The organism is Vibrio sp. 10N.261.55.F4, from assembly GCF_041470465.1.
Taxonomy (GTDB): Bacteria; Pseudomonadota; Gammaproteobacteria; order Enterobacterales; family Vibrionaceae; genus Vibrio; species Vibrio crassostreae_C.
In genome coordinates, this window is record NZ_JBFRMM010000006.1 from 46963 (window position 1) to 67756 (window position 20794).

At 39.2% G+C, this 20794-nt stretch carries 10 protein-coding genes and 1 pseudogene; 8 read left to right on the forward strand and 3 right to left on the reverse strand.

The window, feature by feature from the left end; translation table 11 throughout:
* Positions 1 to 625 precede the first annotated feature (625 nt).
* The 3 genes from AB4249_RS05280 to AB4249_RS05290 all read left to right on the forward strand — a co-directional run bounded on the left by AB4249_RS05280 (position 626) and on the right by AB4249_RS05290 (position 2337).
* A complete protein-coding gene (locus tag AB4249_RS05280; RefSeq protein WP_086714120.1) occupies positions 626 to 1351 on the forward strand; it encodes an EAL domain-containing protein in 726 nt (241 codons plus the stop codon).
* A 61-nt stretch (positions 1352 to 1412) separates the two neighbouring features.
* Positions 1413 to 1982, forward strand: a complete 570-nt coding sequence (locus tag AB4249_RS05285) for an AbiV family abortive infection protein (protein ID WP_229647824.1) — start codon at positions 1413 to 1415, stop codon at positions 1980 to 1982.
* Positions 1983 to 2010: 28 nt separating this feature from the next.
* A complete protein-coding gene (locus AB4249_RS05290; protein ID WP_229647823.1) occupies positions 2011 to 2337 on the forward strand; it encodes a hypothetical protein in 327 nt (108 codons plus the stop codon).
* Positions 2338 to 3031: 694 nt separating this feature from the next.
* Here the strand turns inward: AB4249_RS05290 and AB4249_RS05295 are convergent.
* Positions 3032 to 3958, reverse strand: a complete 927-nt coding sequence (locus AB4249_RS05295) for a LysR family transcriptional regulator (RefSeq protein WP_228761174.1) — start codon at positions 3956 to 3958, stop codon at positions 3032 to 3034.
* Positions 3959 to 4110: 152 nt separating this feature from the next.
* On the opposite strand from AB4249_RS05295, the pseudogene AB4249_RS05300 reads away from it, so the two are divergent.
* A pseudogene (locus AB4249_RS05300) lies at positions 4111 to 4619 on the forward strand (transposase); the annotation flags it as partial.
* 280 nt (positions 4620 to 4899) lie between these two features.
* Entirely contained in the window at positions 4900 to 5670 is a 771-nt protein-coding gene (locus AB4249_RS05305) for a TerC family protein (RefSeq protein ID WP_086714118.1), read from the forward strand.
* A gap of 770 nt (positions 5671 to 6440) precedes the next feature.
* On the opposite strand, the gene AB4249_RS05310 is transcribed toward AB4249_RS05305, so the two are convergent.
* On the reverse strand, positions 6441 to 7667 hold the full coding sequence (locus AB4249_RS05310; RefSeq protein ID WP_086714117.1) for a tyrosine-type recombinase/integrase: 1227 nt from the start codon (positions 7665 to 7667) through the stop codon (positions 6441 to 6443).
* A gap of 530 nt (positions 7668 to 8197) precedes the next feature.
* On the reverse strand, positions 8198 to 9157 hold the full coding sequence (locus tag AB4249_RS05315; RefSeq protein WP_372102451.1) for a peptidoglycan DD-metalloendopeptidase family protein: 960 nt from the start codon (positions 9155 to 9157) through the stop codon (positions 8198 to 8200).
* Positions 9158 to 9415: 258 nt separating this feature from the next.
* Between AB4249_RS05315 and AB4249_RS05320 the strand changes: the two genes are divergently transcribed.
* The 3 genes from AB4249_RS05320 to AB4249_RS05325 all read left to right on the forward strand — a co-directional run bounded on the left by AB4249_RS05320 (position 9416) and on the right by AB4249_RS05325 (position 20794).
* On the forward strand, positions 9416 to 16777 hold the full coding sequence (locus AB4249_RS05320) for a hypothetical protein (RefSeq protein ID WP_408063646.1): 7362 nt from the start codon (positions 9416 to 9418) through the stop codon (positions 16775 to 16777).
* A 195-nt stretch (positions 16778 to 16972) separates the two neighbouring features.
* A complete protein-coding gene (locus tag AB4249_RS21915) occupies positions 16973 to 18223 on the forward strand; it encodes a tandem large repeat (RefSeq protein WP_408063647.1) in 1251 nt (416 codons plus the stop codon).
* Positions 18224 to 19075: 852 nt separating this feature from the next.
* The gene (locus tag AB4249_RS05325) at positions 19076 to 20794 is read left to right on the forward strand and encodes a hypothetical protein (RefSeq protein WP_372102453.1); all 1719 of its coding nucleotides are present in this window, start codon (positions 19076 to 19078) and stop codon (positions 20792 to 20794) included.

A 20794-nucleotide genomic window follows, 5' to 3' on the forward strand; every position in this document is an offset into this window, starting at 1 on the left:
TAACGATAGCATCAGTTTTTTGTTGGCTTTTAAAACCACCGTCTATGCCGGTGGTTCTTACTTTTAGAGGAAATAACCACCATAAGTGCAGATGTGGGAGGCATGGCCCGATCAAAGGAGAGTGGCATTCTTTTGATCGAAACTTTATTTTCTAAGCTTACCTAATTAATTACTTTACGATTCATAATTTATCTCACTATCGTTGGTTATCATGTTTGGATTGCTTTTAGTGCAGTCTCGATTGCTAGGCTCACAATGGACGATAATCTTGTTCAGCAAGCCACCGAAAAACTTTGATAATGTAGCTGCTATTTCTCTTCAGCTTGACTAGATCAGCGACTTACCGTTATCTATAAACCAGCCTTGCTGTTAACGCTTTGTGCCACTTCTCTGGTTAGAATAGGAACCTTATTACTTGGTGGAGTGTTTTCGATGTTGTCAAAATGGTTGTTTATGGCTTTGCAAGTTAATATTTCAAACGTTCATTTTTTATGTATCAAGTTTTGAACTCTAATTAGGTCTTGTTAGGACTAAGAGAATTGTATTTCTTTAAGTTCTATCAAAGAAGTTAATAGGTTATTGTAAGTACAACTATGATAATTTTTTTAGAGGTGCATTCATCATAATGAATGACTTGGTCTTTTTTTATCAACCTAAGGTAGCTGCTAAGAAGGACGGTACTTTCTCCATATACGGCTATGAGGCTTTGTTACGCTGTAAAAAAAATGGGGTTTATAATGTTCCCCTTGATATACTTGAAAAGTGTAAAGATAACTATGAGTTTGATATATTCATTATTAGGTTGTTAAGAGATAGCCTAAAAAAAGAGAGTTGTTTCTCAAATAAAAACATCAGTGTAAATGTACACCCTTCCTTTTTTGAATTTTTTAAAATTTCAGAAAACAAAATTTTTGATGGTTTTAATTGTGCTAGTTTGGATCTTGAATTATTAGAGAGCTCAAGAGTAAACGATTTTTCTAAAGTAAATAAAGTTATGAATTTCCTGACCTCAGAATTTCCCTTTATAAGGTTAGCTCTTGATGATTTTGGAAGAGATTATACATCCTTAGAAAGAATAATTAATATTGAGAATATTAATGTAATTAAGTTGGATAGATTTTTAACCAATGATATTTTAAAATGTGAAAAAAAAAGAAAAGTTTTAAAGTGGCTTGTCGAGTTTACGCATAAAGAGTTAAATATTGAAACAGTTGCTGAAGGGATCGAAGATGAAAAAGTCCTAAAATTTTTATTAGATTTGGGTGTGGTTAATTTCCAAGGTTTTGTCTTTGGGAAGCCAATGCCTATTAATGAAATAAATAATTTTAATCTTTCATTAAGAAATGTTTGACTTTTTTATATGAAATTTTTAATTAGTGGGATCTTTTTGGAACGTTTATTATTAGGAAATAATGGCTAGTGTTATGAAGCATTTAAGTCGTAAAGAGTATAATTTGGCAATCTTTTACGTTGGTGAACTGATAGAGTCAGCTTACGTACTTTTTCTTTCGAAGAAGTATGTATCTAGTTCTATTATTCTAAGTTCAGTATTTGACGAGATATCGAAGATTAAAAAATGGCAAATTGAAATATACGGAGGTTCAAGTGTAGAAGAGCAACGTATAAACTTAGTTAAGAGCACCAAAAAACATGATACTTTGCTCGGTCTTAACTCTAGTGTGGCTAAAAGATTAGCATTAATTATTAGTGATGATCGTGTGAAAGACATTTTTCATAGATACGCATTAGGGGTAAATTTTGATAAGGAAATATTAACTCTTAATAGAGATAAGGATGGGTTAAATTCACCTTTGGATAAATTTGATATTATATTTACTGCTGAGTATTTTATTACAGTAATTAGTGTGTTTAGTAACGAGTTTTGGGGGGTTACATCCGAGTCATCAGTTATTTGTGACTCAATTGATAGTTTGTATAAAGAGGTTGAATTATGGTTAAAAAGCGCTAGAGATAACGGATAATTTGACATTTTATTTTATGGGGTTAATTTTGGGAAGTGGACAATATTTTTGTAATGCCACCAATTTTGATTTAGGGACTGTTATTATATCAAATGGTATAAATGGTTTGTTAGATAGAAATATAGGGGCAAACTTGTGGGTAATTTTTCAACGTCATCGAAATGCTGATTGGGGGCTAATTGATACAAATAGTAAGATCGAAAACGACCTTTCGACACATCGGGGCGGCGTGATCATGTCAAAATACAATTTTTGTAACGATATAATATCAGTAGTGACTAACCAAGATAGTATGGAAACTACAGTCTCTTTGTTTTCTGAGATTAGAGAACTACACGAAAATCTGAATAATTAATGATTGAAAATATAAATTAATCACGATAAAAATATGAAAATAAAGCTAAAGCCTTACTTACTCAAGTATATGGGATTATTATTACTCATTCCACTAATCTCTTTAGCTAAATAATATTTAGGCGAGACTATGATTGTAACTGCCAATGCAGGTCCAAGTGTTGATATTAATAAGGCTCCTGCCATAATGTCGGTGATTGATGTTCAAGAATAAAGGAAATACCATTTAATACTGTTACTTCTTAAGCTTAATTGACGGCTTTGATCTTTCCCAGTTCCAATTGGAGAAGAGAAAATAGATTGGGCGCGAGTTCAGACTTCTATGTCAAGATAGAGGGAGGCATAAAAGTATAGCTATCGTTATATTAATAAATAGCAATGCTCGAATGAAGTGAACTTTATTTATCAAGAGCATGACTATACCACCAAGCTCTTATCAGCACAGAAAACCATTTATTAAATTGTCACACGTAAAAATTGAGGCCTGAATGTGGGGCTCTAAATTACTGTATTGAAAAATCCTGTTTAATATTAAAAAATGATCGCAGCTTCTCTATCAAACGACAGCTAATAAGATTTTAAGAGATAATAGTTATGGATACTATTGGGAGCCCACTTTATTTGGGTTACCAGTAAGTGGGCTTGATAGAGAAATATATAACGTTGTACAACTATTCTTACTAAAAATGAGTGGTTTATTCGTCTAATGAAGCATTGAAAATATTTGGGTGAGAGCTCGCTAAAGCCACGAGTTCATCTATGATGACTCTAATTTTTGGTAAAATATAAGGTGTCTTAAGCCAAATTACACTTATTGGTGAACTTTCACCTGAGATATTTTCCAATACCGGGGATAAATGTCCTTTCTCAATATGCTCTTGAACTAGCCAGACAGGTAATTGCGCTAAACCCGTGCCAGATAAAGCTGACTGTAAGATACCTTCGCAATCGGCTATTTCATGGCGGGCATCAATATGAAACGATTCATTCATACCTTTTTTATTCTTTAATAACCAACTATGCCTTTGTCCTATAGGCCAACCGACGATGCAATCGTGTTGGGCGAGATCCTCTTTTTTGGTAATACGCTCTCGAGTAGCTAAATAAGAGGGTGAAGCGCATATCACCCTTTTTTGCTCCCCAATTTTACGCGCAACAATATCGCCTGAGTTTTCTAAGTGGCCAACTCGAATCGCAAGATCAATCCCGTCGCTGACTAAATCAGTAGGACGGTCATTAAAGGTGATTGATAAATCTAATTGCTCGAACTTGGACGTTAATTCTAGCAACTTGGGCAAAATTGCTCTTCTACCGAGAACAGCTGGTAAGTCGAGACGAACACGTCCAGAAGGCAGTAATTGTTGGTTGTTTAATCGCTTTTCAGCTTCCTCTAAAATCGTCATTGCCTTAAGGCAATCTGCAAAATAAGAATCTCCATCATTGGTTAATGCGATGCGTCGAGTCGTTCTATGCAGTAGTTTTGTACCCAGTTGCTTCTCTAGTCGAAGAACGCTTTTACTTAAGGCTGAGCCTGTCATACCGAGAGCTTGGGCCGCAAGCGTAAAACTACCTAGTTGAGCTACTGTAATAAAGTGGCGAATTTCAATAATATGGCTTTTCATTATACCATTAATTCCCATGTTGACTTTGTATTTATAATTATACGGACTTAATTGGTGTCTGTGAATTATTTAATTTACTCATGTCGGTTTAGGATGAAAATCAGTTATCTTTCTTACACAAATAACAACAATATAAATAGCTTCATTCGATTCTGACTTTTTGGAGTGATGAAGAGGTGATAATCAGGTGGGCGCGAAGTAAACCGAATAAGCGCTGGAGATCACGTCGGTACAGTGATTTGGCCATCACGACAACGCTTTTAGTGAAACGAGTGTTTTCTATGCCACTGAGATCTCTGCAAGGATTTATCGAACAAAGCAAGTTGAGGTCTCATTTAAGACTAAAACGAGAGGAGCGATACCAACACCTAACCATTGATGCAACTGGCCTTAAGGTTTATGGCGAAGACGAATGGAAAGTCAAAAACACGGGATGGATGGCAAGCGTAGAGTTTAGCGAAAGCTTCATATTGTAGTCTAGACAAACACTCATGAAATTATTGCAGCTAAGCTAAGTTTATCGACGGTTACAGATGGAGAAGCACTCCCGAACTTACTTAAACAAACACACCGAAGCATCCTTGAGGTGTCTGGTGATGGCACTTACTACACGACAGCTTGTCACGCTGCGATTAAGATTAAGAGAGCCGTATTGGTTCTATGACCCCTATGTAGCTCTGTGGCAAAGTTGTTGATTTAAATCATTAGGTCGATCTATTGGGTCTTCATTGGACTAAGTGTTGTGATTTTTATTGTCTTAATCGAGGTGCGTGAATAAGCTATTATTTAGCTGAGTTATTACTGGTTGTTTCTATTATTCGTAACGAAAAGATATTAGAAATTAATTTTTAACCGTTAACAAAGAGGTAATTTATTTCTATGGACGACTCCTTTAGGTGCCGTTGTATTCAATCGTCTTCTTTTATTGAGAGGGCAAGACAATGTTAGAACTCTTTCTACAACCCGAAATCTGGGTAGTATTTACAACCTTACTGATTCTTGAAATCGTTTTGGGTGTCGATAATGTTGTCTTCATTTCTGTTCTGTGTGAGCGACTTCCCGTAGAGCAGCGTAAAACCGCACGTAATTTGGGGATCGGTTTAGCCGTTTTAACCAGAATAGGTTTGGTCTTTTCTATTTCTTGGGTGATGTCTCTTACTCACCCTTTGTTGAGTTTAGCCGATTTAACGTTCACCGGACGAGATATAATTATGATTATGGGCGGTGGATTCTTGTTGGTTAAAAGTGGTAAAGAACTTTGGTCATGGTTGAAGCATACACCATCGTCTTACTCAACTCGTGCCAAGGCTGGACTGGCTGTAGTACTCCTTCAGATCGTAGCGGTAGATGCCGTTTTTTCAATGGATTCAGTTATAACCGCTGTTGGTTTAACGTCTGAAATACCTGTTATGGTAGCTGCTATTTTGACTTCCGCTGTTTTTATGATTTTGACCGCGGAAAAAATAAACAATTTGGTTGTGCGTTATCCCGGGTTTAAGACACTGGCTTTATTGTTTTTGGTTCTCTTAGGCGGATTGTTGATGGCCGAAGGGTTAGCAATTCATATTAATAAAGGTTATGTATACTTTGCTATGGTGTTTGGTCTTGCGCTTGAATTATGTCATATACAAATAAAAAACAAACAAAAGAGAACGTTAATTATCCATCGCATTAAAGTACTTAAGTCTAAAGCGAATCAGATGACGTTATAATAATATAATTTTCTGCATTGACGAGGTTATCAAGTAGAAGTGGAATTGACTACGACTCATTCCACTTAACTGATTGAACTTATTTTTGGTGGGGTGTTCAATAGACTTAGGTTCTAATTTAGGCCGGTTTTTCTTTGTTTACTGGAGACAACCCATTATTTATTTAATATGGCAGTTGTCGGTGCAGTAACTTATAGGTAGTAATCAAAGTCTCTTTTTACCATAATTTGTGTTCGGTGTTCTTGGTATCCACTTGGTCTTCTAGCTTCTATACCCGATTTAGATAATAAGTGCGACATTCATGAAAAGGTGTAGAAGAGGCAGCCAACTGCTGAAAATGGTATGCTCTTCTCGCCAAAGAAACAAGAAGTACTACCATGAGTTTCTGTCCTGTTAATGCTATGCTATTTGACGTGTGGACGCATATTGAACATTGCGCTCAAGCCTTAAGGCATAATAAAATGGTGTGCGGAATTATTTTCCCACGTTAGTTTCGTTTGCTTAAGTTATTGTCCTTTGGACTAGCGTTCAAACAGTTTTGGTTTTTCAGAGGAAGTTGTTTCCCATTTTCTTTACGTACATTAAATGTGTTTGCGGGCATAGATTAGTAGTTGCCATATGGCAGAACCATCCTAAGCTCGCTTATATAGTTGCTTAATTTACCTGCAGACGTTGTTGGGTCACTCCAGCTATTCTCTATGTTTTGGCCTCTTTAAAATAGAGAGTGCTCCCGAAAGTTAACTAGAGTTATTAAATTTCAACCACCTCATTTACGTTATTCTATCGCTGCTATGCGCTTGCGTTATATACTCACTCCACCAGCGCATGAGCACTTTCCTTTTTTCGAAAAAGTCAGATCTGTTATAACTTGCTCTTGTCGTATTTTTGTCCATGTGTGATAGGCAAGCCTCAATATGAAGCGTATCGTACCCTTGTTCATGTAACGCGGTAGAAGCTATGGACCTCAATCCATGTGCTACAAGTTCATCTTTGAACCCTAAACTACGCTTCAAAGCTGCATTGGCCGTATAGATACTTATATGACTGTTTGGGTCTCGTTCTCCCGGGAAGATGAACTCCTTATTTTCACTTTGAATTCTAATGTATTTAAGAATATCTATTGCTTGTTCGGTTAGAGGTACTTTGTGTTCACGCCTACGCTTCATTTCTTCAGCAGGTATAGTCCAGCAATTATTTTTAAGATCAATATCCTTCCAGCGCGCTCTGGCCGCCTCTTTTGGGCGAGCGATGGTATGTAACTGCCACAGTAGAAGTAGTTTGGTTTTATCTTGGATGTTTTCGTTCTGTGACAAGCGAGACAGAAATTCGCCTAAAAGCTCTGGGCGTATAGTGGGCATGTTTTCAACTTGGTGTTTCTCAAACGAATGGATCATTTTTGTTAGGGGATTAGCTGCTATGACGTCGCTTGCGACAGCGTATTCCATTATTTGATTTAGACTTTGGCAAATTCTTTTAATAGTTGATAGTTTACCGTCGGTTTCCAATGGTCTCAGTGTTTCAATAGCATAACGTCGACTGATCTCACTTATGGGAAGTGCGCCTAAATGGTCGAATACGTATTTCTCCAATGTTCTCCAGGTTCGTTCTGCATGAAAGGGGCTAACAGATTTACGTTTTCTTTCAAACCACATCGTTGCAACAGCAAGAAAGTTATCGTTGTGCTTACGCAGCTCTTCAATTCTCTTATCTTCTTTAAGGCGCTTAGGGTCTAAACCTTCCGCAATTTGTTTCCGATACTCTGCTGCTTCTAATTTGGCGGCTGCCAGTCGTAAAGAAGGATAGGTTCCCATCGAAATTTTGGTTACTTTTCGCGTTACAGGGTGACGATATTTAAACTGCCAGGCTTTCGTTCCAGTTCCTGCACTAGAGCGTTTAGGTCGAATACGGAGCTGTAAGCCCTCTTCAACAGTGTAGGTATATTCCTTGTCTTTGATAACGAGCGCTTTTATTGATGTATCTGTAATCCGTTTAGCCATAATCATAATCACATAGATGAGAAAATAGAGACCATTGTATAGCAAACTAGTCTGGTGGGGTACCGGGTGGGGTACCAAAATGTTGAATTGGAGTGGGATTTACTGGAATGTCCTGGGATGGTTTCTCTATTTAAATGATTGATTTTGTGTTGATTTTGGTATTTATTGGTTGTTCTTGGAATTTTAATTCAGTTGACCCGGAAACCATTGAATAGACATAGAGATAAACCTTGATAAATATATTTGCTGCACATTGTAAGGGTTCGATAGGGCGTGTAAAGCGCTATATCGCCTAGAAGAACTACAGAAAAAGACATTTGCGCAAAGATTCTTGGGAGTTCAATTGAAATTGACTATTAAGTTACAATTTAGAACGCAGTACTTATGCGGCTAAGTCTTTGATTCAACTGCTAACAACTTGAAATGAGTTAGTGAGACAACGCGTTATCTGAGTCTCCTATTCAGAGATAAATAATGCGAGTATTTGCTTGGTTTGCCTCAAAGGCAAATCGAATATTACTAGGGGAACTCTATGTTGGAGGTTGGTTTGATTGTACAGATTGAGCTAGGCTTTTTATTAGCTGCTTACGTTCAGCTTGAGCAATGTATATAAATTGGTCGTTGTAGCTTTTGTCTGCGTTGATATATTGTTCGCAGTTAACTGGTACTCCAGCAACCGAAAGCTCTAAATGCAAGTGAGGTCCAGTTGTTCGGCCTGAATTCCCAGTAAGACCGATTATCTGACCTTTAGTGATGTATTCCCCAGCTAAGACATGTCTTTCTGAAAGATGAAGGTAGCGCGCATAGTTTCCATCAGTGTGTTTTATGGTTAAGTAGTTACCTGCGAAACGGTTATATCGAGACTTCAAAACGACACCGTTGGACAACGAATGAATCTCTGTGCCAATAGGTGTCGCGTAATCCGTTCCAAAATGAGGTGCAATTCGATTCGTTATAGGGTGTTTCCTGTTTAAATCGAATGATGAACTCACTCGATAATGCTTAGCAAGAGGGAATACATAGTCATTGTTTATTTTATATCCATTTTCGTTGTAGATATTATCATCCGCCCCTCTCATAGCAAAAAATTCTATATCACTACCTAAATAGTAAAAAGCACTGACATATTCTGTTTTTGTACCATCATGTTGGGTTTTTATTGAAAACTTATCACCGTTGTTAACTGATTTAATAATGTCAAAATTATCACCTAATAGACTCAATAGTGATTTTAATTCATTGTTCGTCAAACCAGAGGATAGTATAGAACTGACAAAAGAGTATTTCACAACCCCTGAAACCATTTCAGATGTCGGAGCTGGGGTTGGAATATGAATGCTTTTGGGCTTGGCTATTTTAGGTGCTTGTTTTTTATCAGTATTTGAATGATTGTAGCTTAGCGATATGGCTGTTGAAACGATCAAAAAAACCATCAAAAGGCCAAAGGAAAGGGTACGGCGACTTAAATGGCTATTTATTTTCAAATACATAAATTATCAATAAAATTCGGTTAATGGATAAAAATAAGAATTAGATCATAATATTTATTTGTTTTTTTTGCATGTTATTTTAGTTCATTCCTTCGTAATGACTAGCTAAAGGTATAGGGTGTGTTTTTAGAGAGATAAAAAACAAACGTTTCACCTTTTGATTTAGCTAAACTGTACTTTATAAGTAGTTATTATGTCATGTTGAGAAAATCTTAGACGATAATATAATCGCGGAAAAATATACTCTGCCAGAAAACTATGTTCACTAAAAATACGTTGAAATCAACATTAGGTCTTATTGTTACGTCGCTTATCTTAAGCGCATGTGGCGGTGGGGAAGGCGGAGGTGATAACACCCCGCCAGCAAGGAATACCGGAAGCATCTCAGGTAACGTTTTTGACGCTCCTGTGAGCGGTGCGAAAATTGAGGTGTTTGAATACAAGGATGGAAACCTAGGTAGGAAGTTAGCAAGTACGACTTCCGATGCTTTTGGTGACTACAAGGTTGAATTTGAATCTTCATCGATGCCACTTTTCATCGTAGCTAAAGAAGGCAGTTATACCGATCCCTTAACGAAAAATACAGTGTCTGTCAGTAACGGCAAAACACTGCGTTTAGAAGCCATGCTCAATTACAAAGAAGGGCGTGATCAAAACTTAATGCTGACCCCTTTGACGAACATCGTTTCAGGCTTAACTCAATACAAAGTAGGCAGGGGAGTGTCAGACTCTACTGCTATATCGGAATCACTAAATAGCATTAACGATATGTATGATTTCGATGTCAATGAAACTACTCCGATAGACATTACTAAAGGTGGTCAAAGTAGTTTTGCTACATCCGGTCACCAATATGGTGCTTTGTTAACCGCTTATTCTTCTTATTCGTACGACCTAATTCAAAAATACGGTGATACTCAGAGTAATATTTACACATCGATGCATTTGGCTGATATCCAATATCGAGATGTCATTGCCGATGGTCTTCTTGATGGGCTGGAAATAAGTACTGTGTCGGGAGGGGTAACCCCTTTAACCTTCGGTCAACAAAAAGTCTCTAGTGATATTTACACTCACGATTTGGCACAGCATGTTCTAATTGTCGTCAATGATCCTAACTTAAATATTTCAGGAACAGACGCAGACGACTATGTTGAGTTTAGCCGTAAGATTAATGACCAAGGCACCAATAGCGGTACTGGCGGTGTGATCCCACCTCGCGACGAAACCGAAATTGATACCGAAGCGCCTACAGTGTCTAGAACAGACAGTGATGTATTGGTAAGCCTCGATAAAGTGGATATTAAGCTCAATGATGAAATTGGTGTTCAAGGTGTCTCAGCGTACCTTGAATACCAACTGGACGGTGTCTGGTCTCTCGAGAGTCAGTGTGACGATGAACAAACTGCGGGTAGTGAGTTTTGTTTCTTGGAATTCGACGGCTTTGAATCTGGTCTTAGAGAAACAAGTATTAAAGTAAGTGTAGACACAAAAGCCATTGACGCGGTAGAAGTTGATTCGGATACGGGACTCTCAAATGTAACTGCGGCACGTTTGGTTTTTTATACGACTGACGTCTTAGGTAACGAATTAGTTCAAGGGCGAGATGTTGGCCATTATGTAAACTTTGAATGGGACAACAATGCGCCGGTAATTGAAGTAACCTCGGCTAGTTCTATAAACAACAGTGCAAAAGAGTATGTGCTTAAAGGCACTGTAAAAGAAGACTCGCAAGAGATTGATTCGGTAACGGTTTCATTTAAAGGCGGTTTAGATGATAGCGTTTCTTGTGGTCATATAACTTTAGAGTCAGGCAGTGCCTGTGAATTCAGTAAGGGATATTCAACCGATGAATTCGTATCGATAACAACATTTGAAATTAAAGCCACCGATAGCAACGGGAATATTGGTAAGGAAGTTCACGAAGTCGTTCGTGATGATCAAGCGCCGGCGCAAGTGATTAGCTACCCAGAGAATGCTCCAATGAATTATGTCAACGTTAGTGTTGATGGGGAACGCGTAACTAAAGAAGATGTTTATACGCAAGACACCTACACATCAGAAACGGTTCAATCCACTCGTGATTATTTGAAGATTGATTACATTTACGCGAGCAAGGGGATTTTAAACTCAATTCCCGATGTCGATTTTAGTGACTTTAATGTCAACGACCTCAAAGATAACAAAATTCCATATGTTCGTGTCAGAGTCTCAGATGGCAACGGGGATATGGGGTTAGGATCTAGTGCCGACAAACTTAAGCTAGTTGTTAAGTATTTAGTAAGCGCAAACAATGATAATAACTACGTGCTTCAGAAGGTAACCGATACCGTAGCCTCTGCCGCTAACATACCCCACGAAACTATCTCTGATACTGAAGGACACGTAAATGAGGTTATCTATTATGTTCCTTTTGTAAAAGAAATACTTGGTGACAACTTCGCTTCGACGTCCGAGAACAGCAGTCAAAAACTAGTGATTCAAACTATTGACGAGTCTGAAAATGAAAGTGCTGAGCAAGAAGTTTATTTTCGTAGTAGCTTCGACTTGCCGACAATGACGATCGTTACTCCATTTATCGGAGCTAGTGTTCAATTGGAGGGATTAAACTCGAAGGGAGAGTTCACGTCGCTAGGAAGATGCACCACGATTCAACACCTAGAAAGTAATGGAACTAATAAAGCACTCGATGTTGCTGGATGTGAAACAACAACCGATGTAGTTAACTACGACTTTATGCGAGTTAGATTAATCGGTATTGATAGTAATACGCAACCGCATTACTACAAGTGGGAGAGTGATCCAGGCACACAATCAGAACAAGTGAACTTAAATAGCGCTAATATAGGAGCCTATTTTAAACTTAATGGTTCTAAGACTTTTTATATTACTGAACTTGCAACATACCAAACCGGACTGTTTGACTCTCAATGGAATCAAGTTGAAGCGGGAAATAAGACTCCTGAGAATGCCGCACGAATTTTAGACGACGTACAATATGCTCTCGCTGGTGGAAGCGATTCATTCTTTGGTTTCGACCCAACGATCGTTTCGTATGCAACGAATGAAATATTGAAAGGTGCTATTCCGGAAAAACTGCCTAATAATTATATTCATCGGTTTTTAGTAGAAGCGATTTATGACATTACCCAAATAAACAATATGCTACTAAGTAACTCTGTTGATTTTGCTTCCGCTATCTATGATGACTTGCAGTACGATGGCCAAGCTAACGGTATTGGTAGTGGGGGTGAAAAAATAGTTCTAGATTCATATGAATTTAGCTCAAAGTCTTACCGTAATGACTTAGCGCAATCATACTATAACATTATGACTGAAAAGTATGGTGTAGCAGCTAACCTAGCTCAGCGATACGCCGATCAGATATCAATGGCGAACCCAAGCCTCGATGGCGAACAGATTATAGACGGTGATGGCGAAAGTATTGATAAATCACCGCCTCAACCTTCGCTAAGTATCGAAAATGGCCGAGAAACATGGGTTGGAAATAAACGGTACGTTGCTGGTGTTTTAGATTCACGGATTATTTTGGAAGATCCGTCAGGCATTGTCGTGGAAGAAGGCAGTCAGCCATTATTTGTTACAGTGTGGTATAAGAAAACTGAACCGAATACGGAAATCCCAATTGATCTGAATATTCGAGAGTCAGGTGGTGATAATTATAAAAAAGAGTATTTATTTACCCTTAATACCGAGTCTTCAAATCTCAAAGGGATTGTCGAGTTTGCACTTGTGACCAGTGCAATGGATGAGCATGGAAATAGCTATGGTTACAATGGAGAGGAACCACATACGGAAACTTTGTATGTGGATAATGATTATCCTTTAGCGACTTATATTCCCCCGAGCGATGGTAATGGTGATCCGATTGACGAAAATGTCTATTTGAACACCAATTATGTTCAAGAACTCACTTTCAACATTGACGATATTGTAGGAGACAAATTGGACGAGCGAGGGCTCACTTTCTACAACTCGGCAACCGGTGTTACTAATGATTATGACGCTAACTCACATTTTTCAAGTAATACAGAGGATCATTTTAAGGTAAAACTATGCTCTGGAGACAAATGTAGCAGTCAAGGTAATATTATTAGTCCAGAAGATGGTAATTGGGTGGTGTATGTTAATGCTGAAGACAATCTGTCTAATATAGTTAACCGCCAGACGACCAATGCCCCTCAATTTAGTGTATTACTTGATTCAAAAGGTCCGGTAGTAAACGGATCTAAAATTATTAACCACTTAGGTGGTAATACTAGCTGGGTACCTGATATTACTTGGAGCTTGAGTCCAGGGAGTTTGGTTGAAGTCGATATGAAGTCAGAGTCTGGCAGGCGTTTCACTTTGCAACATTACGAAACAGAACCTGAAGAGAGTACTGAGCCGTATCTATTAGGCATGCAGCCTAACGTAGAGGTGAGACTAGTTGCGGAGGCATTTAAATATAATGAGAAAAACTTCTTCTACGTAACAGCAACAGACAGTTCTTTTCCATCGGGAACACACAGTGGTGAATTTGAATTCTTGGTCGACAACAAGGGACCAGTAATTGAATTAGCTGACCCTTGGGTTTTAGACACTAATTCAGGTGAAAGCTATGTTCTTGGTACCGCATTTACTGTAAAGCTTACATCAGTATCTGACGACTCTGATGTATCTAAGGTTGAACTTTGGCAACAAGGTCAAAACGCTGCAATACGTTCAATTGACCCCAAAGATCCAACGCAGCCCTTTGATATCGAAATTACAGAAACGCAAAGTGACACTATAGTGATTGGCGAAGACAGAAAGGCTAACCTGTACCTCAAAGCCCTAGACGAATATGGGTTTGAATCTGAAACAGAAATTAGAACTGTTCTGCTAGATCGTGAAGGCCCATCACTAAAGTTAAATGCGTTTGATCCGGAAAGTTTCTATCTTGGTGATTATGTATTCAATCTTTCAGCCCAAGATTTAAATGATAGGGGAACACCATCATCAGACGGTGTTAACAATGAAACATTAGAGTATTGGACTTTCAAAGAAAACCCCTCTGATGCAAGCACCTTAGTTGGTGAAGATATGAAGATTCCTTTAAGAGGTGAAAACGATGGTGATAGTGCGATTCGCACTATCAGATTAGGTGGTTCCGACATTAGAGGGAATACGACAAGCATAGATTATGTGGTTAAAGTTCAAAACTCAAAGCCCACTATTAACTCGGTTACTTTCGCATATGAAGATGGCACGCCAGTTTCTTCTGGTGGCCAGATACAAATTACTCGTGTTGAACCTGTAATTATAAGTATTGATGCTGAAGATGAGAGCGGGATCCCGCTAGTTGAAGGTACTTATAAATATGGGGAACAAACCAACAATATCTCATTTTCTCAGAAAGGTGGCCTTTGGGAAGCTAGGTTGACAGAGGCAGATCTAACGGAAGATGGTGCCTATCAGTTGGAATTCAAAGTATATAATAACGTTCGCTATAGCTCTGAACAAGAAAGGCCTGTTTCCGAACGGTCAGAAAGTATCAATGTGCAACGTCAAGGTGTTGCTCTGTCAATCGTAAAACCGACTGACTTCCAAAGTCATATATCGGGAAGTACCCTTAATGTTGAATTTGGCCCTGCGGGTGAGGTAAAAGCAAAAACATTAGAATGTTGGGTTAGAGAGAATTACACCTCAGACGGTGTGCCGGAAGATGGTTCGAACAATGCTTATTCAGGTGTTATAACTAATCCTCAAGAAAATTATAAGTGTAGCATTACAACTGATGTGAATATGTCTGTTTCACCTGTGGTTTTGATAACGAAAACAGTAGGAACGAATGATACTGAAACAGTCAATAAATTCAGCTTTAATATGATGGATATCGATGCCCCTACGGTTGAACAAGACACATATCAATTTACTGGCAATGACGTTGGTTTGAACGCCGAAGGTAAGAAAGTTCTGAGCTTAACATTGAGCTTCAAAGACAATCTTTCTGGTGTGGATATTAGTGATGGTAACGAACCGTTATTGGTAAGAAATCGATTAAATGTGTCTTTTGAACCAAATAGTTGTAGCTCTAAATTGGGTATAACGACATGTACGTATAGAGAGTTGTATGCCGATATCCTCTCTCCTGGGGCGTTACAGCACTTATACACGATTAAGAACTTGTCTGATGTCGCCGGAAACTTAGGTTCGGATCATGCGTTAGAATTATTGCTTCCAGCCCAAGGCGATTTAGAAATCGCTATTACCAGCCCTGCTGAAGATACTATTATTCGAGGTGAGACCCTTGAAATGAAATTCAAGGTGAAGGTTGGACAAAATTCTGATCTTGAAAATGTCGTCGCAACTCTAGATGGTGCGTCATATAATTTGAATGATAACCCAGAGAACTTTGGCCCTTTCACTAAGTGTGAGGATGACTATTCTTGCTCGACGTTTACCGCGCCATTAGATGACAAACTAGATGGTCAATTTATCAAGCCTAAAATTCAAATTATTGATGTATGGGGAGAGTCTATAAGCGATGAAGTCAGCGTAATGGTCGATAATAGCCTACCAAATGTTGACGACACTGTATCCCTCAATGAATCTCCGGATGATTCTAGCTTAGTTAGATTTCAGTTTTCTGTGTGGGATGAAGGTAGCGGTATAGCAAAGGTTAAGTACACAATAGTTAATCCTAAATATGTATTTGATAAAGATGACATTGGCGACAATTCACACCTTTATTTTGATCTTCCAAAAACTGAGTTAGAAGAGTTGAATTCGATACGAGTCAATGTCGAAGCAACTGACAATGTAGGTTGGACTCAAAATAAGACGATTGATATTGACATTAGGATACCAACTATTGATTTGGCTTTTGATGGAATAACGAGTTTACAAGGGGGTAAGCTTGCTTTTACTAATGATAGCCAAGCGTTCACCATTACCTCTGAAGAGGGAGAGGATGTAAAGGCTGCTTCCTATGCTATAGATTTGGTTCCAGTTTCAGGTAACACGATTAAGTTTTCTGGGAAAATAGCCTCTTCAACAGCTTCAGATACGATGACTTTTGATATCGATGCTCAAGCTGAGTATATGCAAAAAGTAACCGTAACCGATTCTATCGGGCGAGTTATTATTGACTTTAATGTGCTCAACAAGACTTACGATGCTGAAGGCATCGCATCCATTGTTGATTACCAAGCACCGGTCATTTCAAGTATCACCAGTACTCAGGATTCGATGATTCCAGAGGAAGGGCTATATTATTTGGATGTAAGAGCATACGTCTTCGATAAAAATCTAAGCAGTGTTGGTTCTACTGCGGAAAACGGTACCGATGCCCCGGTAAACCCACAATCAATTGAAGAACCGACCAAAGGCGGTGACCCTTACTTGATACGTTATCTTTTATCTCCTGGCGATTATCTAATAAATGTAACGGCAGACGATTTAGTTGAACACCAGACCGAGAAGTCACTAAATACAAAAGTTGAAGCAGCAAGTATTCCAGAGCTAACAATATCAACGGCAGCATCAATGCCTTTGGCTGGTGGCGTTGAAATTCCACTTTTGTTTACCTTCACTGAAGAGGTTAATCAATTTGAATTTTCAGATGTAGAGATTTAAGCAAGTGATGGCAATGATACAGGCGAGTTGAAGTAAGCATCATGGAGTACAACAGACAATATAACTTGGTCGGTCAATTACATAACGCTTGAAAAACAGAACAAAAACATAACCATACGAGTCGGTGATAATAGTTACGAAAGCGTAAATACTATCCCCGGTACAGGGGATAGTTTGGTTTTGGGGATTGAGGGTGTGTTACCAACCCTGTCTAGCGTGACATTTGATCCAGTGCATCAGCAAGTAGGCAAAGATGTACAAGTAGCCCTTGAATTTGATAAGGAATTACAAGAAGTAACGGCCATGCTTGGTGGTAATCAAATCAACTCACTAACTGCTACGGCTGATAAGAAAGTTTGGAAGGGTAACGTTCGAGTGCCTGATACTAATGAATTAACAGTGGCTTTGATTACAGAGCAATACAAAGACCTAGTGGGTAATGTGGGCACGCAAGACAGCACACACTCGCTGCCTATCACGCCAACGTTGGACATCACACCGGTGGGCAGTGTGGACGGCAGCAATGCCGCGAACTTGGCCTTCTCAGGCACCTCGACCCGTTTTGATGGTCAAGAGCTTCGCCTGGCAGTGAAAGCGCAAGACAATGAGACGGTATTGAAAAATGGCGTTACGACCGTAGCAAGCGGTGGGGCTTGGAGCAGTACGGTGGACATCAGCGATCAACCGAACGGCAGCTACACCGTTATTGTGACGGACACCAACGCTGCAGGCGTGCAAGTAAGCGAAAGCGCAAGCTTTACGCTCGCGCAAGCGGTACCGACGTTAACGAGCGTGACGTTTAACCCAAAACACCAAGCGATAGCTCAGAGCGTATCGGTCAGTCTTAAGTTCGATAAAGCGCTGCAAGCGGCCAGTGCCGAGTTAGGTGGTACGGTCATCTCGCTGACGCAGAGTGCGGACGCCAGCGTGTGGACGGGCAATGTCGATGTATTAGTCGCGACGTCGTCTGATTTGACGGTGGATTTGGTGGTGAAAGATTACCAAGACTTATTGGGTAACGTGGGGGCGCAAGACAGCACACATTCGCTGCCGATTACGCCAACTATTAGCATCTCTGCGATCAACAGCGGTAACGATGTTAACGAATCAGAGTCACCCACATTGATTCTCGATGGTACTACGGTTCGTTTTTCTGAAGGTGATAAGTTGAGCCTAAGTGTCACAGACAGTGGGGGAGTTAAAGTTTCAGATGCTGATGTGCTGGTTAGTGAAAACGGAGTTTGGCAATATGAACTGACTCTTGATCCAATCGAAGGTGGGTCTGTGACGGTGTCACTACATGGTGCCAATGCACTTGGAGCCGATGCTACTTTGGTTGAATCTACATTTACATTAAATAAGGATGTGAACGCTGCAGTGGTCGTAGTGCCAAGTTTATTACGACAACTGCTTATTTACGACAAGGGCACAAAACTAGCAGCGTAACGCTAATCGTTATATGGAAGATTAGACAAAGGTCTGCCTATTCGGCAGACCTTTTTTGCAAATGTATCTCAGGTTGTAGGAATTTGATTATGCACAGTGGACTTAATCATTTTTATTACCCTCAATTTTATTAAGAAAATTATTGTATACCAGTGCCCAATATTGATTAGTTTAGTGATGCTGAGTCATTGAAATTAAAATTATTTTGTTTTTCCTGTCTCATTATTTAGTCATATTTTCAGTCAGATAACTAATATAACTGGTGATGCAATCAGAATGGCAATTGCATAGATATTTTGCATAGTAGTTTTTGGTGTTATCTCTATAAAAGTGCCATCTTGATATTAAATGCATAATATATATAGTGTTTATATCACATCGTTATTTGATGTGGTGTTCTGCATTTTGGTACTTTAGTACCACCCTTTTAAGCCAATTTAGTGTTCCAAAATAAATCCTATTTATATTGGCTAAGTTTATGTGGGAATTTATTCCCACTTTTTTCTCTTTTACAGATGAGAAAATGCTTAATATAACTTTCTAAATCGATGAAATGCTTCCACCAGATATGTGTGTTTGGTCTAGTTAGTATTTACTTAAGTACGCAATGAAATGATTATTATGTGACATCCGTTCAAATTAATTTGCCTTTTTAGTTGGTCAGACGAAATGACTATTTATCCTGTTTAATTAGCTTTATTGCTAGTGTTATGGTTTTTGACGATACTCCTTCTAATCTATTGAAATTTATAACCATTACGCGTAGAATTTATTTAACCAAATCGTTTTTTAAGCCTTATCAGCTTAGTTATCACCGCAACTATATATACCTGTAGGTTGTGGAGAATCCAAATGCACTTAGTTTGCAAATTTATATCTAGTTCGTCTCTCAGTACGAACGACCTTCAATATGTCTTAACACCGGATGAGTGTATCGGGCTATTTTCGCGTGTGCGCACCCCTAAAGACATCTTGGCTCAATTACCAAGCACCTTGCTTCAGCAGATTACTGCGTCGGCTAAAAAAAATGTCCACAGCCTGCTCAACGCTATTCGAGTAGAACTTGTAAAAGCGAACTGGGTTTGTCTTTCTTCCAATGTGAGGCGCAGTTCATTAACGAGTAAGCAACTAGCAAGCTTTCCCCGACTGAAGTTACATGTCGACAAGCTGAGTAATAGCAGTTCAGACCGCACTCATAAAGCCAACTACCAGCAAGTTGTCGATGATGTACCTTTGGCACGCCACTACAGCTTCTCGCCGGTTGAACCTTCCCCAGAACATAAAATCGTTGTCGAGTTTGCAGGGCAGTGGTCGAGTAATGCTGGCTGTCTGATGTTAGGAACTACCGATACTCAAAAAGAAAAAGTGACGGTAGGTAAGCCAGATCGAGAAAATAAACACCGAAGCCTCGCGACATTTAAAGATCTTGAAGTAGAGGGGAAAACGCTCTATATCAAAATTCCTTGTTCTGACCAGCCTCAGCCGATTTTGCTTAAATTAACCGAAGACCTGCAACCCGTTGATAAAGTGACTCAGATGGATGAGTGGGATAACGTGTTGGTGCCGGTGGTTCCTGTTCATAAAGGTGATTCAGGGTATGTATCGATTGATCGTGGTTACGTTTATGTCGTTTGGCAATTAGAAGTTTGGAGAGAAATCCAAATTCAAAACGACGGACGCTTTTCTGATATCGATCTATCGCTCTATCAAAGCACTAAGTCCTCGCCTCAAAGATCGGTCGATATCAGCTTATATGATGAAGACTCCGAAGCATTTCTGTCAGGGGAAGCGTTTCAGTTGTACCAAGACGGTAAAAAAGTCTACGAGGGTGTGTTGAACGAATATGCTTGTGCCCGTGTTTTTGGTCTTACTGCAGAAGAAGTTGAGGTAGTGGTTGCTGATTGGCCTAACGAAGGCGAAACATATACAGAATTACTTCAAACCGAATTGAGTCCATTTAAGGCTGGAAGTAAAACAAAGAGAGAGCCACTTGGTGTTCCTTTGCCTCATATTTGGCTTCCATACAAAATAAACGGTAGCGTACAAAGTGATGTTGCTCTTTATTATTCTCGGGCTCAGCTCAATTTTCAGCAACTCAATGAGTTAAAGAGCGGGAATAATGAAAAAGCGGTTAAAGTAGATCTGAGTGATTATTCTTCTGCTCACGACTTTGATGCGAGCTCCGAACCTGTGATTTCGCTGCCGAATCTAGATACTCAAGCGCCAAGCAAATCAGATTACAATGTCGTTAGTCAAAAAGAGCAAGGTGTTGCTGCCGCTGTTGTTAACTCCCCAAGTGAAGGCATTGTAATCACGTATAAAAGTAACCCTCAGTGCGATCAACCGGATGATTATTTCCAACTGACGTGTGTTGATGAAACATGGAGCCAAAAGATTTTTTTGCGCGAGGCTGAGTTTGTGGATCAGTATTGTAAAGAAGTCGTGTTTAGTGGTTGGCTACCAGAAGTCAAACGGGTCAACCTAACCCGTCATTGCCGATCTCATAACTCAGATAAAACGGTATTAATGTCAGTAATTTATCAAGACATTAATCTTACGGAACTATTATAA